This window comes from Pseudidiomarina aquimaris (genome assembly GCF_003987395.1).
Lineage (GTDB): Bacteria > Pseudomonadota > Gammaproteobacteria > Enterobacterales > Alteromonadaceae > Pseudidiomarina > Pseudidiomarina aquimaris.
On record NZ_PIPT01000004.1, the window covers coordinates 151837 to 170384 of the forward strand.

Annotated in this window: 16 protein-coding genes; 7 read left to right on the forward strand and 9 right to left on the reverse strand. The window is 51.5% G+C overall.

Annotated features, from left to right (window positions below):
- The gene (gene trmH, locus CWE21_RS06575) at nt 1-681 is read right to left on the reverse strand and encodes a tRNA (guanosine(18)-2'-O)-methyltransferase TrmH (protein ID WP_126833654.1); all 681 of its coding nucleotides are present in this window, start codon (nt 679-681) and stop codon (nt 1-3) included.
- 119 nt (nt 682-800) lie between these two features.
- Between trmH and CWE21_RS06580 the strand changes: the two genes are divergently transcribed.
- The 4 genes from CWE21_RS06580 (at nt 801) to CWE21_RS06595 (ending at nt 5605) form a co-directional block, all read left to right on the forward strand.
- Nucleotides 801-1442, forward strand: coding sequence for a TIGR01621 family pseudouridine synthase (locus tag CWE21_RS06580; RefSeq protein WP_126833655.1), 642 nt, complete (start codon nt 801-803; stop codon nt 1440-1442).
- Between the two features lie 122 nt (nt 1443-1564).
- Nucleotides 1565-2803: a M20 family metallopeptidase gene (locus tag CWE21_RS06585; protein WP_241970240.1), complete on the forward strand. Its 1239-nt coding sequence runs from the start codon at nt 1565-1567 to the stop codon at nt 2801-2803.
- Nucleotides 2804-2820: 17 nt separating this feature from the next.
- On the forward strand, nt 2821-4686 hold the full coding sequence (locus CWE21_RS06590) for a GNAT family N-acetyltransferase (RefSeq protein ID WP_126833657.1): 1866 nt from the start codon (nt 2821-2823) through the stop codon (nt 4684-4686).
- 1 nt (nt 4687) lies between these two features.
- The gene (locus CWE21_RS06595) at nt 4688-5605 is read left to right on the forward strand and encodes a histone deacetylase family protein (protein WP_126833658.1); all 918 of its coding nucleotides are present in this window, start codon (nt 4688-4690) and stop codon (nt 5603-5605) included.
- Between the two features lie 3 nt (nt 5606-5608).
- Here CWE21_RS06595 and CWE21_RS06600 read toward each other — a convergent pair whose 3' ends face one another.
- Complete coding sequence (locus CWE21_RS06600; protein WP_126833659.1) at nt 5609-7258, reverse strand: fatty acid--CoA ligase; 1650 nt, start codon at nt 7256-7258, stop codon at nt 5609-5611.
- A gap of 117 nt (nt 7259-7375) precedes the next feature.
- Complete coding sequence (locus CWE21_RS06605) at nt 7376-8899, reverse strand: bifunctional GNAT family N-acetyltransferase/carbon-nitrogen hydrolase family protein (protein WP_126833660.1); 1524 nt, start codon at nt 8897-8899, stop codon at nt 7376-7378.
- A 155-nt stretch (nt 8900-9054) separates the two neighbouring features.
- Between CWE21_RS06605 and CWE21_RS06610 the strand changes: the two genes are divergently transcribed.
- Nucleotides 9055-10386: a Na+/H+ antiporter NhaC family protein gene (locus CWE21_RS06610; protein ID WP_126833661.1), complete on the forward strand. Its 1332-nt coding sequence runs from the start codon at nt 9055-9057 to the stop codon at nt 10384-10386.
- On the opposite strand, the gene CWE21_RS06615 is transcribed toward CWE21_RS06610, so the two are convergent.
- The 4 genes from CWE21_RS06615 to gmk are packed head-to-tail and all read right to left on the reverse strand — an operon-like array spanning nt 10383 to nt 13865.
- Nucleotides 10383-10775, reverse strand: coding sequence for a RidA family protein (locus CWE21_RS06615; protein ID WP_126833662.1), 393 nt, complete (start codon nt 10773-10775; stop codon nt 10383-10385). The two genes, CWE21_RS06610 and CWE21_RS06615, sit on opposite strands and share 4 nt — an antisense overlap.
- Before the next feature lies 1 nt (nt 10776).
- Nucleotides 10777-12885 carry a bifunctional GTP diphosphokinase/guanosine-3',5'-bis pyrophosphate 3'-pyrophosphohydrolase gene (gene spoT, locus CWE21_RS06620; protein WP_126833663.1) on the reverse strand — a complete coding sequence of 703 codons (2109 nt, stop codon included), beginning with the start codon at nt 12883-12885 and terminating at the stop codon, nt 10777-10779.
- 5 nt (nt 12886-12890) lie between these two features.
- Nucleotides 12891-13163, reverse strand: coding sequence for a DNA-directed RNA polymerase subunit omega (gene rpoZ, locus CWE21_RS06625; protein ID WP_126833664.1), 273 nt, complete (start codon nt 13161-13163; stop codon nt 12891-12893).
- Between the two features lie 60 nt (nt 13164-13223).
- Nucleotides 13224-13865: a guanylate kinase gene (gene gmk, locus CWE21_RS06630; RefSeq protein WP_126833665.1), complete on the reverse strand. Its 642-nt coding sequence runs from the start codon at nt 13863-13865 to the stop codon at nt 13224-13226.
- An 86-nt stretch (nt 13866-13951) separates the two neighbouring features.
- Between gmk and CWE21_RS06635 the strand changes: the two genes are divergently transcribed.
- The gene (locus tag CWE21_RS06635) at nt 13952-14545 is read left to right on the forward strand and encodes a LemA family protein (RefSeq protein ID WP_126833666.1); all 594 of its coding nucleotides are present in this window, start codon (nt 13952-13954) and stop codon (nt 14543-14545) included.
- An 11-nt stretch (nt 14546-14556) separates the two neighbouring features.
- Nucleotides 14557-16191, forward strand: a complete 1635-nt coding sequence (locus tag CWE21_RS06640; protein WP_126833667.1) for a M48 family metallopeptidase — start codon at nt 14557-14559, stop codon at nt 16189-16191.
- 3 nt (nt 16192-16194) lie between these two features.
- On the opposite strand, the gene CWE21_RS06645 is transcribed toward CWE21_RS06640, so the two are convergent.
- Entirely contained in the window at nt 16195-17187 is a 993-nt protein-coding gene (locus tag CWE21_RS06645; RefSeq protein ID WP_126833668.1) for an alpha/beta hydrolase, read from the reverse strand.
- 44 nt (nt 17188-17231) lie between these two features.
- Complete coding sequence (locus CWE21_RS06650) at nt 17232-18542, reverse strand: O-acetylhomoserine aminocarboxypropyltransferase/cysteine synthase family protein (RefSeq protein ID WP_126833669.1); 1311 nt, start codon at nt 18540-18542, stop codon at nt 17232-17234.
- Nucleotides 18543-18548: the final 6 nt, after the last annotated feature.

Below are 18548 nucleotides of genomic sequence, written 5' to 3' on the forward strand. Positions count from 1 at the left end.
TTAATTCGTCCTTACCGCTTGCCACCAAGCATCATCGGCTACAATTTGCCCCTGCGCATCAAGTTCAGGATAAGGGAGCTTTTTACGCCGACAAATCTTGGCAAAAATCGGGTGCCCGCCCTCAAACAGCACGCGATGGCGTTCGGCGGCCGACAGTTGCGGTCGTTCGTACATTCCCGCATTTTCACGTTGCCGCTGCGCCTCGTATAAAATCGCCGCAGCCGCCACCGAAACATTCAGTGATTGGGCCATGCCTACCATCGGAATCACAACATGGTGGTCGGCAAGTTCGAGCGCTTGTTCCGACACACCATGCTTTTCTTGCCCGAAAATAATTGCCGTCGGCTGAGTGTAATCCACCTGCCGAAAATCTACCGCAGTGGCCGACAAATGGGTGACGAGCACCTGCTTCCCTTCTTGCTTGAGCTGCGCTATGGCATCAGTGGTACTGTCATGATGATTGACTTTGACCCATTGCTGCGAGCCCATGGCTGTGCCACCTTTGATTTTTCCCTTGCGGTCAAACCAGATGGCATGTACTTCGTGCAGGCCCACGGCATCTGCGGTACGGATAAGTGCCGATAAGTTATGGTTTTTGTGGACACTCTCGAGACAGAGCGTAAGATCGGGTTGGCGCCGATCGAGTAATGCATTAATGCGAGCAAAGCGTTCCGGTGACATAGTAAACCCAAAAGCGTTGTTTGATGTTCGCTGTTCGCACGCTCGCCTGCGCTCGCTCTTTGTTTAAACCAACAACAAACAGCGAATAGCGAACAACGGTTTTTAGTGAGTATAACGGTATGCGCGAGTTAACCCTAGTATTTCAACATGCTGATTTTTATGCCCTAAACAAACCGGCAGGCGCCCCCATGCATGCCAACGAGCATGAAATTAGCGTGGTGCACCAACTCGCCCAGCAACTTGACGAACAACTTTGGCCCGCACACCGCCTTGATACCCCTACTTCAGGGTTGCTGTTGGTCGCGCGCAATGCCGCGGCGGCAGCAGCTTTGAGTCAGCTATTTGCCGAGCGGCAAATCAACAAAACCTACCTTGCCATTGCGGCCGGTAAGCCGAAAAAGAAGCAAGGCTGGGTCATCGGTGATATGGAAAAAGCGCGCCGCGGCAACTGGCGGTTGTGTCACAGTAAGCTAAATCCGGCCCGTACCCAATTTACCAGTACAGCTATTGCGACGGGGTACCGCTTATATGAATTACACCCGCAAACGGGGCGAACCCATCAATTGCGCGTTGCCATGAAGAGTCTTGGCGTCCCCATTGTTGGTGACAGCCGTTACGGCGGTGAGGCACATGAATACCTGCACCTGCATGCCTGGCGCCTCGCCTTTAGCTATGCTGGGGAGAATTTTTCGCTGACTGCGCCGGTTCCAGACTACGGTTTGTTCGCGGATGTTGCGACCAAAGCCGTATTGGCAAAATAATCGACAAAGAGGCATACTCAAATCACTCTAAATATAACTTGGATAGGTGATGGGTCATGTCTAAAATTTCTGCGTTTGCAAAACTTACCGTAGCCTGCTGTGCGACATTAGCTGTCGCACCAATGCCTCTGCTCGCCGCAGATGAGCCGGTACGTATCTCCGCCGAACTCGAGCAACAGGTCATTGAGTGGCGTCGTGATCTGCACCAACATCCTGAGCTCAGTAATCGCGAGTTCCGTACAGCCAAGGTGGTCGCCGAGCACTTACGTGAACTGGGCCTTGAAGTACAAACCGAAGTGGCGCACACCGGCGTAGTGGGTATTTTGAAAGGTGCCAAGCCAGGCCCCGTAGTCGCGTTGCGTGCCGATATGGATGCGCTGCCGGTTACCGAAAAAACCGATGTACCGTTTAAGTCTACTGCAACCGCCGAATACCGTGGTGAAGAAGTAGGCGTGATGCACGCTTGCGGGCACGACATGCACGTCGCCATGCTCATGGGCGCAGCTGAACAACTCGCGGCGATGCAAAGTGAGCTAGCGGGTACCGTTATGTTCATCTTCCAACCGGCCGAAGAAGGCGCACCCAAAGGTGAAGAAGGCGGTGCTGAGCTGATGTTAGAGCAAGGCTTGTTTACCGATCTTAAGCCTGACGCGGTGTTTGGCATTCATGTTTGGTCGGCAGGCACCACTGGGCATATCGGCTACCGTTCGGGTCCACTCATGGCTTCGTCTGACCGCTTTGAGATCAATGTAAAAGGTCGCCAAACGCACGGTTCACGGCCTTGGGGTGGTGTCGACCCTATCGTTGCTGCCGCGCAAATCATCAACAACACCCAGACTATTATCAGCCGCCAGGTTGATATCACCAAGGCACCCGCTGTGGTCAGCTTTGGTATTGTCGAAGGTGGCGTGCGTAACAACATTATTCCGGACGAAGTTTATCTTGAAGGCACGATTCGCAATTTCGACATGGACAATCGCGCACAAATTTTTGAGAACTTGAAGACCACCGCAGAACACACGGCGGCAAGCTCGGGTGCCGAAGCCCATGTGCACATTGACGAGGGCTACCCAGTCACCATTAACAATCCAGAGCTCACGGCGCAAATGTTGCCAACGATTGAGCAAGTGGCGGGTGCTGACAAAGTGAAGGTCAATCCACTAGTCACGGGTGCTGAGGACTTTTCATTTTATGCCCTTGAAGTCCCTGGTCTGTTTGTTTTCTTAGGCATCACTCCTGAGGACCAAGATCCGGCCACTGCACCTAGCAACCACTCGCCGTACTTTTATGCCGATGAAGATGCGTTGAAAGTCGGTACCGAGTTATACGTGAACTGGGTGTTCGATTACGCCGGAGAATAAGTTCAAGGAGGCCAGTCATGACCAGCGCACAGGGTAGCTTATCGGTAGCAGGACAACTCACCCATTGGCATCAGCTGTTAAAGTCGGGGAGTCGAATTTTCATTGGCTCTCATGCGGCGGTACCCCACGCGCTCATCAATGACCTCATTGACCACAGCCAGCACTTGCACGACATCGAAATCGTGCAAGTGTATGCGCTTGGCGACAACAAATGGGCCGAACCAGAGCATACCCAGCAGTTCAAGGTAAACAGCCTGTTTATTGGCGGGCCGCAAGTTCGTAAGGCTGTCGCTGAAGGTCGGGCCGATTACACGCCCTGCTTTATGTCGGATATCCCCTATTTGTTTTCCGAAGGCATACTGCCACTCGACGCTGCTCTGATCATGGTCAGCCCAGCGGACAAATACGGTTATCACTCCCTCGGCGTATCCGTCGACATTGTCTCGTCAGCTCTTAAATCAGCCAAGAAGGTGATTGCCCAAGTGAACCCGAAAATGCCCGTCACCTTTGGCCAGGCGTTTATCCACAAAGGGCAAATTGATGCTTTCTTCGAGGCCGAAGAAGATCTACCGGAAATCGAAGCGACCGAACTCGATGCGGTCACCGAACGCATCGGCCAGTATGTTTCGTTATTGATTGACGATGGCGCTACGATTCAGATTGGCTTTGGTAATATTTGCGACGCGGTGCTGCGTTACCTTGGTAACCACAAAGATCTTGGCGTACACAGCGAAATGATCACCGATGGCATCATGGAGCTCATGCAAAAAGGCGTGATAAATAATCGTAAAAAGACCTATCACCAGCACAAGGCGGTGACCAGCTTCTGTATCGGCAGCAAAGCATTATACGACTTCGTTGATGGCAACCCACATATCGGCTTTTATCCGAGCGAATACGTGAACTCGCCTGCGAATATTGCGCGCAACGACAACATGATTTCGATTAACAGTGCTATCGAGGTGGATTTAACGGGGCAAGTGGTATCAGACTCCATCGGTCATCAGTTCTACAGTGGCATTGGCGGTCATGTCGATTTTAGCCGCGGTGCTTCGATGAGCAAAGGTGGTAAACCTGTCATCGCGCTACCCTCAACCGCCAAAAATGGCACCATCTCGCGAATCGTGCCGCACCTAACCGAAGGCGTTGGCGTTGCCACTTCACGCGCGCATGTCTATTACGTGGTAACTGAGTTTGGCGTGGCCTCCTTACGCGGTAAAAGTATTCGTGAACGGGCGCTTGAACTGATTCGCGTGGCCCACCCTAAATTCCGCCAGCAGCTGCTCGAAGAAGTCCGCAAACACTATTACGTACCGAATTATCAAACCATCAAATCGGTCGAAGTGCCAGAGCTTGGGAGTGTCGGTTTTAAAGAGCTCAACATTGACGGTCAATGCTACGACCTGCGCCCGCTCAACCCAAGCGATGAACGGCGGCTGCAAGAGTTTTTCTATTCGCACACCAAAGAAACCTTGCAGATGCGTTACAACACTGTGCCGACGCAAATGAGTCGCGAAAAATCCTGTACCTTGGTAAGCGTGGATCAAACCACCGATCTGGCGTTATGTATCGTGCGGCAAAAAGGCTCAGCGGCGGAGATTCAAGCTGTGGGGCGCTATTACTTTGTGCCGCAAAACAATAGCTGTGAAGTCGCCTTTGTCACCCGCGAAATTCACCAAGGCAAAGGCATGGCGAGTCGGCTGTTGGACGAAATGATCCGTATCGCCAAACTCAGATCTATTGATCATATGGTCGCCTATGTGCGCGCCGAGAATCATAAAATGCTAGCGGTGTTCGAGCGCGCTGGCTTTAAACGATTACCCAGCGAAGAGCCTGGTGAAGTTCATCTGAAGCTACCGCTCACTTCTAATAACGAGTCGTAATATGTCGGTTACCGTATTCAGCCATCCGCAATGTATGCAGCACCAAGTTACGGAAGTGCACCCTGAAGAACCTGCGCGATTGAGCGCTATTAATGACCAAATCATCCGCTCTGGACTAGAGTTGGCCATTCAGCAACGTGATGGTGTGAAAGCCAGCCAAGAACAACTCTTTCATGCCCACAGTGTGGATTACGTAAAGGATGTTTTTGCGCGTGCCCCCAGTGAAGATCATATCTGGCTCGACCCTGATACTCTGATGACCCCAGGCTCACTCGATGCTGCACTGTACGCAGCAGGATGCGGTATCAGTGCGGTCGATGAAGTGATGCACGGTGAAAACCCGCGCGCCTTCTGCGTGGTGCGACCGCCGGGCCATCATGCCTGTTATGACAAGGCGATGGGCTTTTGTATTTTCAACAATATCGCAGTAGCCGCGACCCATGCCCTGAGTGTTCATAACTTAGAGCGCGTGGCTATCATCGATTTTGATGTACACCATGGCAACGGAACCGAAGATATTTTCTTTAACGACGAACGGGTGTTGCTGTGCTCCTCGTTTCAGCATCCGTTTTATCCTGACACCGGCGCCGACACCATCAGTCCGCATATTATCAACTCACCGATGCCCGCTGGTACCACCGGTGAAACGTGGCGTGAAGAAGTTTGCGCACGCTGGTGGCCCGCGCTCGAGCGCTTTGAACCGCAACTCATTCTGGTCTCTGCTGGCTTTGATGGACATGCCGAAGACGACATGGGCAACTTCAAGTTACGTGAAGAAGATTATTTCTGGATAGCGAAAGAATTGAAAACCTACGCTGAGCGCTATTGCTCGGGGCGCGTGGTCGGCATGCTCGAGGGTGGCTACGACCACAGCTCGCTGGGGCGAAGTGTGGTCGCATTTATCAAAGGCTTAATTTAAGGGCTAGCTTTCTTGCAGTTGACTGCGGATCAGCTTCTTATCGACCTTGCCGACACTGGTGCGCGGGATCTCATCGACAACCTTAATGCTATCGGGAATCGCCCACTTCTCGATGTGTCCTTCATCGACAAACTGCTGCATGAATTCGGCCACCGCTTGCTGGTCCACTTGCGCGCCTTCGCGCACCGTGACCACCGCATGTGGACGCTCACCCCACTCATCATCTGGTAGACCGACCACCGCCGAGAGTTCCACATCAGGGTGTTGGCTGATTAGGTTTTCAATGTCGAGTGACGACACCCATTCCCCGCCGGTTTTAATGACATCCTTGATGCGGTCGCGGATCTGTAAGGTATAGCCGCTATCGATACTGCCGACATCGCCGGTGTGCATCCAGCCATTAGCCCACAGCTCGTCGCTCTTTTCTGGCTCGTGCAAATAACCTTGGGTCAACCACGGCGTGCGTACCACGACCTCACCCATCGCCTGACCGTCATGAGGTAAGAAGCGGCCGTTGTCGTCGATAATACGCATATTCACCAATGGCACTGGCTTACCGGTACGCACTCGCGTACGTACCTGCTCTTCCAGACTCATGTCATCCGCATCAAGCGGCATCCATGTGGTACTCAACAACGGACACGTCTCAGACATGCCGTAACCGGTATAAACTTTGATGCCCCGCTCCAGAGCAGCTTTCGCTAAACCTTCGGTCAGCGCACTGCCGCCGATTAACACCTGCCAGCCACTGAAATCAATTGCCTTCGCCTTCTCACTACTCAAGATCATCTGCAAAATCGTTGGCACGCAGTGCGAGAAGGTTACTTTCTCGGTCATGTAGAGCTTCAGCAAGGTTGCCGGTTCATAGCGACCTGGGTACACCTGCTTAAGACCCATCATGGTCGCCACATAAGGCACACCCCAAGCATGCACATGGAACATTGGGGTGATTGGCATGTACACGCTCGATGCCTGCATCAGCTGCATGTTGTCGTTCATACTCGTCGTCGCAGACAACGCAAGGGTATGCAAAACTAACTGCCGATGACTGAAGTACACACCTTTCGGATTACCCGTCGTGCCGGTGGTATAGAAGGTTGTCGCAATGGCATTTTCGTCAAAGTCAGGAAAATCGAATTCGGTCAAAGCGCCCGCCAGCAGACTCTCATAATCACCGATAACTTCCAGCGGCGACTGCGGCGCCTGTGCTTCATCGGTCAACTGAATATAACCTTTCACCGTGGTCAATTGATCTTGTACCTTGGCAATCAGCGGCAAAAAGTCGTCGTGCACCAACACCAGATCGTCTTGCGCATGGTTCATGGTGTACACCACCTGCTCCGGCGCTAAGCGCACGTTCACCGTGTGCAGCACCGCGCCAATCATCGGCACCGCAAAAAAGCACTCAAGATAACGTGGCGTATCCCAATCAAGTACGGCGACGGTATCACCTTCTTTCACCCCAGCTTCAGTGAGCACGTTGGCTAAGCGATGCACGCGTTCAATGAACTCAGCGTAGCTAAAGCGCTGGCCATTGTTGCCGCCCACGATTTCGTTATCGCCGGCATAACGCTCGGCAGAAAGCAGAAGCTGTTTGATCAGAAGCGGATAGTTATAGGCCTCATCCGCTGGAGAAATCAGTTTTACCGCCATAAAAACCTCGCTGTTTGCTGTTCGATGTTTGATGTTCGATAAACACAGATCGTTGTTAGCTGTTTGATGTTTGTTTTAAACGAAGAGCGAACATCAAATAGCGAACAACGGTTTTTATTACCATTTCCTGGTGACTTCGTAGATGTCGGTGCGTCTATCTTTTAGATTTGTCACCGAACCTTCGTGATGTAAATACCGCAATTCATCCAAGTTTAGATCAGAGAAAATCAGCTGCTCCGTATTTGGTGTTGTCTCTGCCAAAATGGCATCGTACGGAAAAGCAAAGTCAGATGGCGAGAATACCGCCGACTGAGCGTACTGCACATCTAGGCTCTCGACTTGCGGCAAGTTACCGACGCTGCCGCAGGTAACCACGTAACATTCGTTTTCGACGGCACGGGCTTGGGCACAATGACGTACGCGCAGATACGCGTTACGGGTATCGGTCCAGAACGGTACGAAGAGAATCTCTAAGCCTTCGGCCGCCATCAAGCGACCAAGCTCAGGGAACTCGACGTCATAACAAATCAAGATGCCAATTTTACCGGCGTCGGTATCGAACACCTGCACATGATTGCCACCTTCAATGACCCAGTCACGCTTTTCATGTGGCGTTACATGAATCTTACGTTGCTCTTCAATAGTGCCATCGCGCCGGCAAAGATAGGAAACGTTGTAGATCACATCGTCTTCATCGAGCGGCATCGAACCTGTGATGATATTGATGTTGTAACTCACGGCCATCTGCGACATTTCGCGCTTGAAGCGATCGGTGTAGCCCGCTAAAAAGCGGATCGCATCTTTTTGGCGACTTTGATCGGTCAAGCCCATCAGTGGCGCGTTAAAAAATTCTGGGAATACTGCGAAATCACTTTGGTAGCTGGACATGGCATCGACGAAGTACTCAACTTGCTTAAGCATCTCTTCGACCGAATCGATTTCACGCATTTGCCACTGCACCGCGCCAATCCTCACATTGCGAATGCGACTGCCAAGAATATTATCCGAAGGCTCGTACAAGAAGTTGTTCCATTCCAGCAAAGTGGCAAAGCCGACCGAGCGTTTGTCCTCGGGCAGATACTTACCGAGCAAGCGCTTGACGGTGAAATCGTTGGCTAACTGGAACGTTAAAATGGGGTCGTAAATTTCGCGACGGTGCACGCCTTCGATGTATTGACCTGGGGTCAGCTCATCAGCATATTTGTGAAAATTAACAATACGTCCACCCGCCAGAATCGCTTTCAGATTCATCTGCCGACAGAGCTCTTTGCGCGCGTCATACAAACGGCGGCCTAAGCGAAAGCCGCGATAATCTGGGTGAATGAGGACGTCGAGACCATACAAAGCATCGCCTTTGCGGTCATTGAGTATATTTTCGCGTGCATCCATGAGGTCGTCATACGTATGCGGGTTACTAAAACGCGCATACTTAACGCGCACGGTCAGGGCGACACCGACCATTTGGCCGTTATCTTCCAGACAAATTTGTCCTTCCGGGAATTCCTTTACTAGCTTGAGAATGGTGTGCTCTCCCCAAGCCCCGCCAATATCTGGGTAAACCTTGTCCATCAAGGCTTTTAATTGTGGGTAGTCTTCTTTGCGAATATTACGTAACTGCAAGTGCAGATCATCAGGGCTCATTCGACTTCCTTTGTATTCCTTAGTACAACATGTAACTTAGTATGACGAAGTCGCGGTAATTGGCAACAGCTAATCGGCTTTGGCTATTGCACCCGAAGTTAAGGATGTATACACTTCTGGACGTCCAAATAAAAATGATAAAGGTTCGCTAACTTATGACTGAAGCTGCTAGCGCGCGTGCGCTGCTCCCACTGGGGCTCTTTCTCGCACTCTTCGTTGGTGCCGGTATTTACTTTCAACTCACCGGCGTGGATATGGCGTTTTACCAACTGGCGAGTCCAGTTGCGATTTTACCGGCAATTATTTTGGCGGTACTACTGAGCAAACAGGCTTTCGAAGAGCGTATTAATACCTTCGTCGCTGGGGTCGGTGACCGCAATATTGTCACCATGTGCATGATCTACTTGTTGGCAGGTGCCTTCTCGACAGTAGCCGCAGCAACGGGTGGTGTCGATGCTATGGTTGCTTTGGGTCTACACGTGATTCCGGCGAGCTTCTTGTTGCCAGGTCTATTTATTATTGCCGCGGTGGTATCTACGGCAATGGGCACCTCGATGGGAACTTTAGGTGCCTTGGCGCCGGTGGCACTGGGTCTTGGCCAAGCCTCAGGCATCGACTTGCCATTACTTGCCGGGGTACTGGTCAGTGGTGCGATGTTCGGTGACAACTTGTCGATTATTTCCGACACCACCATTGCCGCAACGCGTACGCAAGGCTGTAACATGAGCGACAAGTTCAAAGCGAACTTAAAGATCTCGATTCCAGCGGCCATCATCACAATTCTTTGGCTGGTTAGCTACGATACCGGCGCAACACCGCCGAAAATCCCTGATGCCAACTTGTGGTTAAGTCTTCCCTACTTCTTCATTATCGTGTTGGCGGTCATGGGACTGAATGTGTTCGCAGTGCTGACACTCGGAATTATTTTGGCCGCAGCGTTTGGCATGGTCACTGTCGATTATCAATGGGTTGCCTTCAGCCAAGATATCTACAAAGGCTTCGCCAGCATGCAAGAGATCTTCTTACTTAGCTTGTTGATTGGTGGCCTGTCAGCGCTGATTCGTCAACAAGGAGGCTTGAAGTTCCTTGCGAGCTCGGTGGGCAATGTCACCAAGCGTTTGTTCAAACATCCTCAGCAACGTGCAGCCTTTGGTGTCGCTGGCCTCACTGGGCTTACCAATTTCGCCGTTGCAAACAACACAGTCACAATTTTGCTATCCGGTGAGGTAAGTAAGCGCTTGGCGGAGGAAGGCAATCTTGCGCCGCGGCAGAGCGCCAGTTTGCTGGATATCTTTGCCTGTGTAGTTCAGGGCGCATTGCCCTATGGTGCGCAAGCACTGTTTATGGGCGCAAGCTTTGGCCTGACGCCGATTCAGGTCAGCGTCAATACCGGCTATTGCTTCATTTTGGGCGCAGTTGCATTGGCAATGATCATTTGGCGCAAGCCGCTTGAAGGCCGTGAAAAACTAGAGCCGAGCACCTCTTAATTGGTGCTCGGTAACTCCATGACACCATCAATTTCGATTTGCGCGCCCTTCGGCAAAGCTTTCACACCGATAGCGGCGCGCGCTGGGTAAGGCGTACGGAAGAACTCGGCCATCACTTCGTTAACGATGGCGAACTGACCTAAGTCGGTTAAATAAATTTGGACTTTGACCATATCTTGCAGCTCACCGCCGGCCGCTTCACAAACGGCAGATAGGTTTTTAAATACCTGCACGGCTTGGGCGCGAAAATCTTCGCTGACAAATTCCATGGTCTCCGGAACCAACGGGATTTGCCCCGACAAATAAACAGTCGTGCCGATTTTAACGGCCTGTGAGTAGGTACCAATCGCCGCTGGTGCCTTGTCGGTACTGATAATGACTTTTGACATGTTATTTCCTTAAACGCGCGACGCGTTGTACATCTGGCATCTTGCGAATATGACGGATGACATCCGCAAGTTGTTTTCTATCATGAACGGTGAGCGCCACATCAATATAGTAAATGTTGGCGTCGACTTCTTCGGTTTTCAGGCCATGAATATTACAGCCAGTCGCCGAAATAGCAGAAGTAAGTTTCGCTAACGCGCCCTGATGGTTGACCACCTCGACCCGCACTTCGGTAACAAACTCAGCATCGGGCTTGTTGTCCCATTGCACAGGGAAGTAGCGTCCTGGTTCGTCTTCGTGACCGCGAACGTTTTTACATTCGCGACGGTGAATCACCAAGCCTTTACCTGGGCTTACATGCGCAATAATATCGTCACCTGGAATCGGTCGGCAGCACTTGGCAAAACTCACCAATAAGCCCTCGGCACCTTTGATCGCCAAACCGCGCCCATTACTTGGTTGCTCGTCTTTAAGTTGCTGCACTTCACCTAACAAGCGCTTGGCAATCGCGACCGACATCATATTGCCGAGCCCGATTTCGCGTAATAACTGTGACTTGTCTTCTATTTTGACCTCTTCACAAACCCGCGCAAATTCTTCCGCCGAGATGTCATTGTAATTCACTGGACCCAATGCGGCGCGCAACAAACGTTCGCCTAATTGCTCGGCTTCGCGGGTTTCTTGCCCTTTGAGGTACTGACGAATCTTAGCCCGCGCTTTACCTGTGACGGCAAAGTTCAGCCATGCAATGTTAGGGCGTGAACCCGGTGCGGTCTTAATTTCGACGGTCTGCCCAGTTTCCAATGGCTTACTCAGTGAATACACCTTGTGGTTAACGCGTGCACCAATACAGGTGTTACCGATATCGGTGTGGACCGCGTAAGCAAAGTCGACCGGTGTCGCACCCTGCGGCAACTCAATAATGCGGCCTTCTGGCGTGAACACGTAAATTTCTTCTGGGAATAGCTCGGACTTCACGTTCTCGATAAACTCAAACGCATTACCCGTGCTTTGTTGTAGCTCCAATAGGCTTTGCATCCAGCGGCGGGCGCGTACCTGCGCGGTGGTACCTGAACTTTCGTCAGTTTTATACAGCCAGTGCGCAGCAACCCCGCGGTCAGCCATTAGATTCATTTCTTCGGTACGGATCTGAATTTCTACCGGAATGCCGTGCGGGCCTTTCAATGAAGTATGCAGCGACTGATAGCCATTCGATTTCGGGATCGCAATATAATCTTTAAACCGCGTTTCTATCGGCTTGTAGAGGTTATGCAGGGCACCGAGCACGCGGTAGCAAGTATCAACTTCATCTACAATCACGCGAAACGCGTAAATGTCCATCACCTGCTCAAAGTGCAACTCCTTGCTCAGCATTTTCTTATAAATGCTGTACAAGTGCTTTTCACGTCCTATCACGCGAGCATTGATACCATGTTCATGCAGCCGCGCTTCGATCTCTTTTTGCACCCGCTCAACCAGCTCTCGGCGATTGCCACGCGCTTGCTTCACTTGCGACTCAAGTAGTTTTGCCCGCCACGGATACAAGGCAAAAAAGCCTAAGTGCTCGAGCTCGTTCTTGATGTCGTGAATACCCAAGCGGTGGGCCAGCGGTGCATAAATCTCGAGGGTCTCGCGCGCAATGCGGCGGCGCTTATCTGGGCGCAAATGGCCGATGGTGCGCATGTTGTGCGTACGGTCGGCAAGCTTAATCAAAATCACCCGAATGTCATGCACCATCGCCATGATCATCTTGCGATAGTTTTCGGTTTGTAACTCTTCTTTGGAGTCAAACGTAAGCTTGTCGAGCTTCGAGACACCTTCAACAAGCTCAGCAACGGTCGAGCCGAACTGCTCAGCTAAGTCTTCTTGGGTGAATTCGGTATCTTCGATAACGTCATGCAACAGCGCCGACATGATGGTTTCATGGTCGAGACGCATGTCTGCAAGAATGCCAGCTACGGCAACAGGATGGGTAATATAAGGTTCGCCACTACGGCGTTTTTGCGTTTTGTGTGCTTCTGCGGCCAATTTAAAGGCCGCAGCCGCACGCTGCACCTGATCAGGTGGGAGATACTCGGCTAGTTGCTGCCGGAGACCTTCAAATAAATACACCCGCGTTACTCAAGACCACGAATCGCATCTACAGCAGCAAGTTCATCAGCGTCTTGCTGAGCCATTTCAGTGCGCTCTTCAACATCCAAGCGCTCGGCGTCGATCAAGCCTTCTTCGATTTCACGCAAGGCGACCACAGTCGCTTTCTCGTTTTTCCACGGAACCAAAGCGTCTTTGCCTTGGGTGGCCAACTGACGGGCACGGCGTGAGGCGACTAATACCAAGTCAAATCGATTGCCAATACGATCAACAGCTTCTTCTACAGTTACGCGCGCCATAGTTACTCCAACTTAATAAAATAGATTGCAATTGCAAAATGGGTCACGAATTATACGGATTTAACCAGCATTCGCCAAGAGATCTTTGAGTTTAGCCGCATGTCGTGATTGCTGCAACGCCATTCTCTGGCGTCGTGCCAACACTATGTGCTCAAAATTGGCCAAACTTTCATTGAAATCATCATTCACTAGCAAATAGTCAAACTCGTGGTAATGGGACATTTCCGCTTGCGCCTTGGCCATCCGCCCAGCAATGACTTCGTCGCTATCTTGGCCGCGGCTGCGCAGGCGTTGTTCAAGAGTTTCCAGGCTTGGCGGCACGATGAAAATGGACTGAGCTTGCGGATAAGCTTCGCGTACTTGTCGTGCACCCTGCCAATCAATGTCTAAAAAAACATCAATGCCTTGTTGCAAGGTCTCTTCAATCACTAGGCGTGACGTGCCATAGTAGTTATCGAAGACTTTGGCCCATTCGTAAAAGGCATTTTCTTCGATCTTGCGCTGGAACGTTTCAACATCTAAAAAGTGATAGTGCACACCATCGACCTCACCAGGGCGCGGCGCTCGCGTGGTGCACGAAACCGAGACTTGCATGCTGCCATCATTGTGGCGCTCGAGCAAAGCACGGATTAAACTGGATTTACCTGCACCACTTGGTGCAGCAACAATAAATAAATTTCCGTCAGCGGTGGATGTCGTCATGGCTTCTAAAAATCGCTTGCGAATGACGGCAAAGCATAGCATGTTGCTGATAAGCGTGCGACATCTTAACAACAAGGAAAACCGACATGAGTACAGGTTGGATTATTATCATCATCGCCGTCGTCTTGTTTGTGTATTTGATCAGCATTTACAACAAACTTGTACGTCTAAAAAACCAATTCGAAAATGCGTTTGCGCAAATCGAAGTGCAACTTAAACGTCGTTATGACCTGATTCCTAATTTGGTTGAAACCGCAAAAGCCTATTTGAAACACGAAAGTGAAACCCTTGAAGCGGTAACCCAAGCGCGTAATCAGGCTGCAGCCGCGTTGCCCAAAGCCGCACAAGATCCACGTAATGCCAACGCCATGCATGAATTAGGCGGAGCCGAAAGTGCATTAGGTAGCGCTTTAGGTCGTTTGAATGTGGTGATGGAAGCGTACCCAGAGCTGAAAGCTAACGAAAACATGATGCAAGTGTCGGAAGAATTGACCAGCACTGAGAACCGTGTGGCGTTTGCCCGCCAAGCGTTTAACGATGCGGTGATGAGCTACAACACTTATCGTCAGTCATTCCCGCCGGTCGCTTTTGCGAGCTTCTTTGGTCACGGTAAAGACGCCAGCTTGCTAGAGTTCGCGGATAGTGCCGAGATTCAAGCCGCACCTAAAGTTAACTTTTAAGTCGTATTAGAATGGTTAATTTCTTTGAACATCAACAGCAGGCCCGACGTAATACGGGTCTGCTCGTCCTGCTATTTTTTCTTGCCTTCGGCCTGATTATTGCTGCCGTAACGTTAGTCGTGGCTTTTATTGCTGGGGCAGTACAAACCGATGGCAACGGTGGCTATCAACTGAGTATCGAACCGTTTTTGTGGGTGAGCTTGGCAGTGGGTGGCGGTATTCTGCTGGTCATGCTGTTTAAGTGGCTGCAATTAAAAGCTGGCGGTAAGGTCATTGCCGAATATCTCGGCGGAGAGCTGGTCTCGCCTGATACCCAAGACGCCGTTGAGCGCCGTGTACTGAATGTCGTCGAAGAAATGGCAATTGCCGCCAATATGCCCGTTCCTGCGGTGTATATCTTGCCCCACGAGAGCAACATTAATGCCTTTGCAGCTGGGTATGACACCCGTGATGCCGTTATCGGCCTCACCCGCGGCTCCGTCGAAGCTTTCTCACGCGAGCAGTTACAAGGCGTTGTCGCCCACGAGTTCAGCCACATTCTAAACGGTGACATGCGCTTGAATATTCGCTTAATTGCGGCACTCGCAGGGATTCTTGCAGTGGCTCACTTAGGCCGTATTTTGTTGTACTCCGGTGGCCGCAGTCGTGGTCGAAACAACAAGAATGCGCTACCTCTGGTTGGCATTGGCCTAATGATTGTTGGTGGAATCGGTGTGCTGTTTGGCAACTTGATAAAAGCAGCCGTGAGTCGCCAGCGCGAGTTCCTGGCCGATGCTGCAGCAGTGCAATTCACGCGTAACCCAGAAGCGCTTTCGGGTGCGTTGAAGCAAATCGGTGCACGCCAGTACGGTAGCCGTCTGGTCAGCAAAAACGCTGATGAAGCGGCGCATTTATTTTTTGGTGAAGCGCTCAAACACTGGTTTGGCATGATGGCGACCCACCCGCCGCTCGAAAAGCGCATCAAACGCATCGAGCCGCACTGGAACGGGCGCTATCCAGAGCCACGTAAAGCCCGCAGTCGCTCTGAAAAAGAACATGTTGAGGCTCAGCCTAAGCCTTCGGCACTGAATAAGTTGGCGATGCTAGCACTCCCTGCAGTGCTGCTTGAACAGGCACATAGCCCCCAACAGGCACCAAAACTGGTGCACGACTTGGTGCTGAGCGAACTGCTTGGTGAGCCTAACGAGGTTCTGAAAGGGTTAAATCCGGCCCAGCAATTGGCATTGGTTGAGCTGGCAGTACCTGCCTTAAGGCAAGCCTCTGAATCACAACGCTTAAACCTGCTGAAAGACTTGCAAGCAATGGCGCAGAGCCAAGATCTCTTCCATTGGGGTCTGTACCAGCTGCTCGCCCGGCAACTCCTACCGAAAGGTAAATTCAAAGACACCCTCGATAATCAAAAAGCTTTGGATGTAACGATCACAGCTTTGGAACGCACTGATGCAGGGCAAGATGTTGACCGTGAAACACTCAGCAAAGCCCTAAATACGTGCCGTGGTTGGGCGCCCAAAGCCAAGGAAACGCTCATTGAGAAATGGCTGATGACCGTACGTAAAGATAATGTCGTGTCACCAGCGGAGCGTCAGCTATTGGCAATTTTGTGTGCCTGTATCGAGGTGCCCATCCCCGATGAGATGCTGCAATAGCCGTTATTGCGCGGTGAGCCAAGCGCTAATGTGCTGGTGCAGCTCATTATCCACAATGCCCACGGTGATGTGATGGCGCCCCGGCGCCATTACCAACGTACGCTCTGCTGACTCTAATGGCAGGTAGCGTTCATAGGGCGCAACGGTATCCATGTCGCTGGCGATTATTAATGTCGGCAAAGCAAGCTGCGGCAGAAGCTGTTTTAAGTCGGTATCGGCAAGCTCGATATCCTGGCGCTGCATTGCACCAATCACGCCTTCGCGCACCGATGCAACCGGCATAAGTTTACTTAATTGCGGGTACCAAGCTTCGAGCATCGCATTGGTTGCCTCATCCATAGGCGCCATCGGCGCAAACAGAATTAAGCCGTCGACGTCGTCTCGTTGCTTAGCCACATGCGCCGCAGCGACAGTGCCCATCGACAAACCAGCGAGGTATAAGGGCTTCGGCATCTCGCGTTGCGGTAAGCTGTCCAATAAAGCCGTGATCAGCTCAGCGTCACGCACGCCAAAACCCATTTGGTCCACGGTTGACTGTCCATGCCCCAACAAATCCGGCACCACCACGTGATAACCAAGAAACATGAAATAGGCTGCGTTAATCGCCATGGTCGATTTATTGCCACCGTAGCCATGCAGCAGCACCACGGTACCGCGCTGCGGATTAACCTCTTCACGTTTTAAATTCAGTTGGTACTCTTCAATGCCATCGCCAACGTCAAAGGCGAAATCAAAGTCAAACTTCGCAACATCATCTTGCGCATCTTGGCCCAACAAATGATAGGGCTTACCGTACAGATACCCGGTGCAACCACCGAGAAAGGGCAGGCAAAACTCGCGGGTCGTCAGTTTTAAATTGCGCAGCGAAGCTTCCGTGTCGCCTTCATTTGAAAACCCTGACGGGCGCATCGACAAACTTTCTTCGACCACCGCCGCACAACTGATAAGTAAGGTGCTCACCAAGGCAAGCACCACCCATTGTAAACCTCTTTGCATGTTTCTATCTCAGGCTAACGTCAAAGAGGCTCACTATACCTAATCTAGTTGGTTGCAGCTACTTTCTGAGCCGTCTTTACTAAAGCCTGCTCGAGGTCGCCAATAATGTCATCAGGATGCTCAATGCCCACACACAAACGTATAGCTTCGGGCTTCACACCGACCTTGAGTTGCTCCTCTGGGGTTAACTGCCGGTGCGTGGTCGAGGCTGGGTGACAAGCCAGAGATTTAGCATCTCCAATATTTACTAGACGCTTAAAGAGTTTTAGTTTGTCGTAGAACTGTACACCTGCCTCGTAACCGCCTTTTAAGCCGAAGGTAAGCAGCGACGCGGGAAGACCGCCACGAATGTACTTCTGTGCCAGTTCATAGTTTGGATGATTCTCGAGGCCGGCATAATTGACCCACGCAACTTCGGGGTGATGCTGTAAGAAGTGCAGCACCCGCTCAGTGTTTTGACAATGGCGTTCAATGCGTAGCTCCAAGGTTTCCAATCCCTGCAAAATTAAGAAGGCATTAAACGGCGACAACGCCGCACCAGTGTTACGCAGCGCCACGGTGCGCACTCGGGCAATAAAGGCTGCCGCTGCAAAGGCTTCGTTGTACACTACGCCGTGATACGCAGGTTCAGGTTCATTAAACTGCGGAAATTTGGCTTTGTGCTTGACCCAATCGAAGCGTCCACCGTCCACAATCAAACCGCCAATCGTGGTGCCGTGACCACCGATGTACTTGGTCAGCGAATGCACGACAATGTGCGCGCCCCAGTCCAGCGGCTTACACAACGACGGGCTAGCGACAGTGTTATCGACCACTAACGGTATGCCATGCTGTTCAGCCAGTTTACCGTAGCCTTCAAGGTCGGCAATGTTGCCCGCTGGATTACCAATGGTTTCGCAGTACAGCGCCTTCGTGCGTTCGTCGACACAAGCGGCTAAATCTTCGGCGCTGTCTGATTTAGCAAAGCGCACTTCGATGCCAAACGACGGCAGCATGTGCGCAAATAAAGTGTAGGTACCGCCATAGAGTTGCGGGGTGGTAACAATATTGTCGCCTTGGCTGGCAAGCGTGATCAAAGTGTACTGAATCGCCGCCATCCCCGATGCTACCGCTAAGCCAGCAACACCGCCCTCGAGGGCAGCCACGCGTTGCTCCAAGACGTCATTGGTCGGATTCATGATGCGCGAGTAAATATTGCCCGGCACCGCTAAATCAAATAGATCGGCACCGTGCTGTGCATCGTCAAAGGCAAACGCCGCGGTTTGATAAATTGGGGTTGCCACGGCTTTGGTGGTCGGATCGGTTTCATAGCCATGGTGGATAGCTAATGTTGCAGCTCGGTAATGTTCAGACATAAAGCA

Excerpts from the sequence above, each read along its gene's own strand:
- CWE21_RS06650 (WP_126833669.1), bottom strand. The coding sequence starts at position 18,542 with ATGTCTGAACATTACCGAGCTGCAACATTAGCTATCCACCATGGCTAT.
- CWE21_RS06610 (WP_126833661.1), top strand. The coding sequence starts at position 9,055 with ATGACTGAAGCTGCTAGCGCGCGTGCGCTGCTCCCACTGGGGCTCTTT.
- CWE21_RS06605 (WP_126833660.1), bottom strand. The coding sequence starts at position 8,899 with ATGAGCCCTGATGATCTGCACTTGCAGTTACGTAATATTCGCAAAGAA.
- CWE21_RS06615 (WP_126833662.1), bottom strand. The coding sequence starts at position 10,775 with ATGTCAAAAGTCATTATCAGTACCGACAAGGCACCAGCGGCGATTGGT.
- CWE21_RS06595 (WP_126833658.1), top strand. The coding sequence starts at position 4,688 with ATGTCGGTTACCGTATTCAGCCATCCGCAATGTATGCAGCACCAAGTT.
- CWE21_RS06640 (WP_126833667.1), top strand. The coding sequence starts at position 14,557 with ATGGTTAATTTCTTTGAACATCAACAGCAGGCCCGACGTAATACGGGT.
- CWE21_RS06580 (WP_126833655.1), top strand. The coding sequence starts at position 801 with ATGCGCGAGTTAACCCTAGTATTTCAACATGCTGATTTTTATGCCCTA.
- CWE21_RS06645 (WP_126833668.1), bottom strand. The coding sequence starts at position 17,187 with ATGCAAAGAGGTTTACAATGGGTGGTGCTTGCCTTGGTGAGCACCTTA.
- CWE21_RS06585 (WP_241970240.1), top strand. The coding sequence starts at position 1,565 with ATGCCTCTGCTCGCCGCAGATGAGCCGGTACGTATCTCCGCCGAACTC.
- CWE21_RS06635 (WP_126833666.1), top strand. The coding sequence starts at position 13,952 with ATGAGTACAGGTTGGATTATTATCATCATCGCCGTCGTCTTGTTTGTG.
- trmH (WP_126833654.1), bottom strand. The coding sequence starts at position 681 with ATGTCACCGGAACGCTTTGCTCGCATTAATGCATTACTCGATCGGCGC.
- rpoZ (WP_126833664.1), bottom strand. The coding sequence starts at position 13,163 with ATGGCGCGCGTAACTGTAGAAGAAGCTGTTGATCGTATTGGCAATCGA.
- CWE21_RS06590 (WP_126833657.1), top strand. The coding sequence starts at position 2,821 with ATGACCAGCGCACAGGGTAGCTTATCGGTAGCAGGACAACTCACCCAT.
- CWE21_RS06600 (WP_126833659.1), bottom strand. The coding sequence starts at position 7,258 with ATGGCGGTAAAACTGATTTCTCCAGCGGATGAGGCCTATAACTATCCG.
- gmk (WP_126833665.1), bottom strand. The coding sequence starts at position 13,865 with ATGACGACATCCACCGCTGACGGAAATTTATTTATTGTTGCTGCACCA.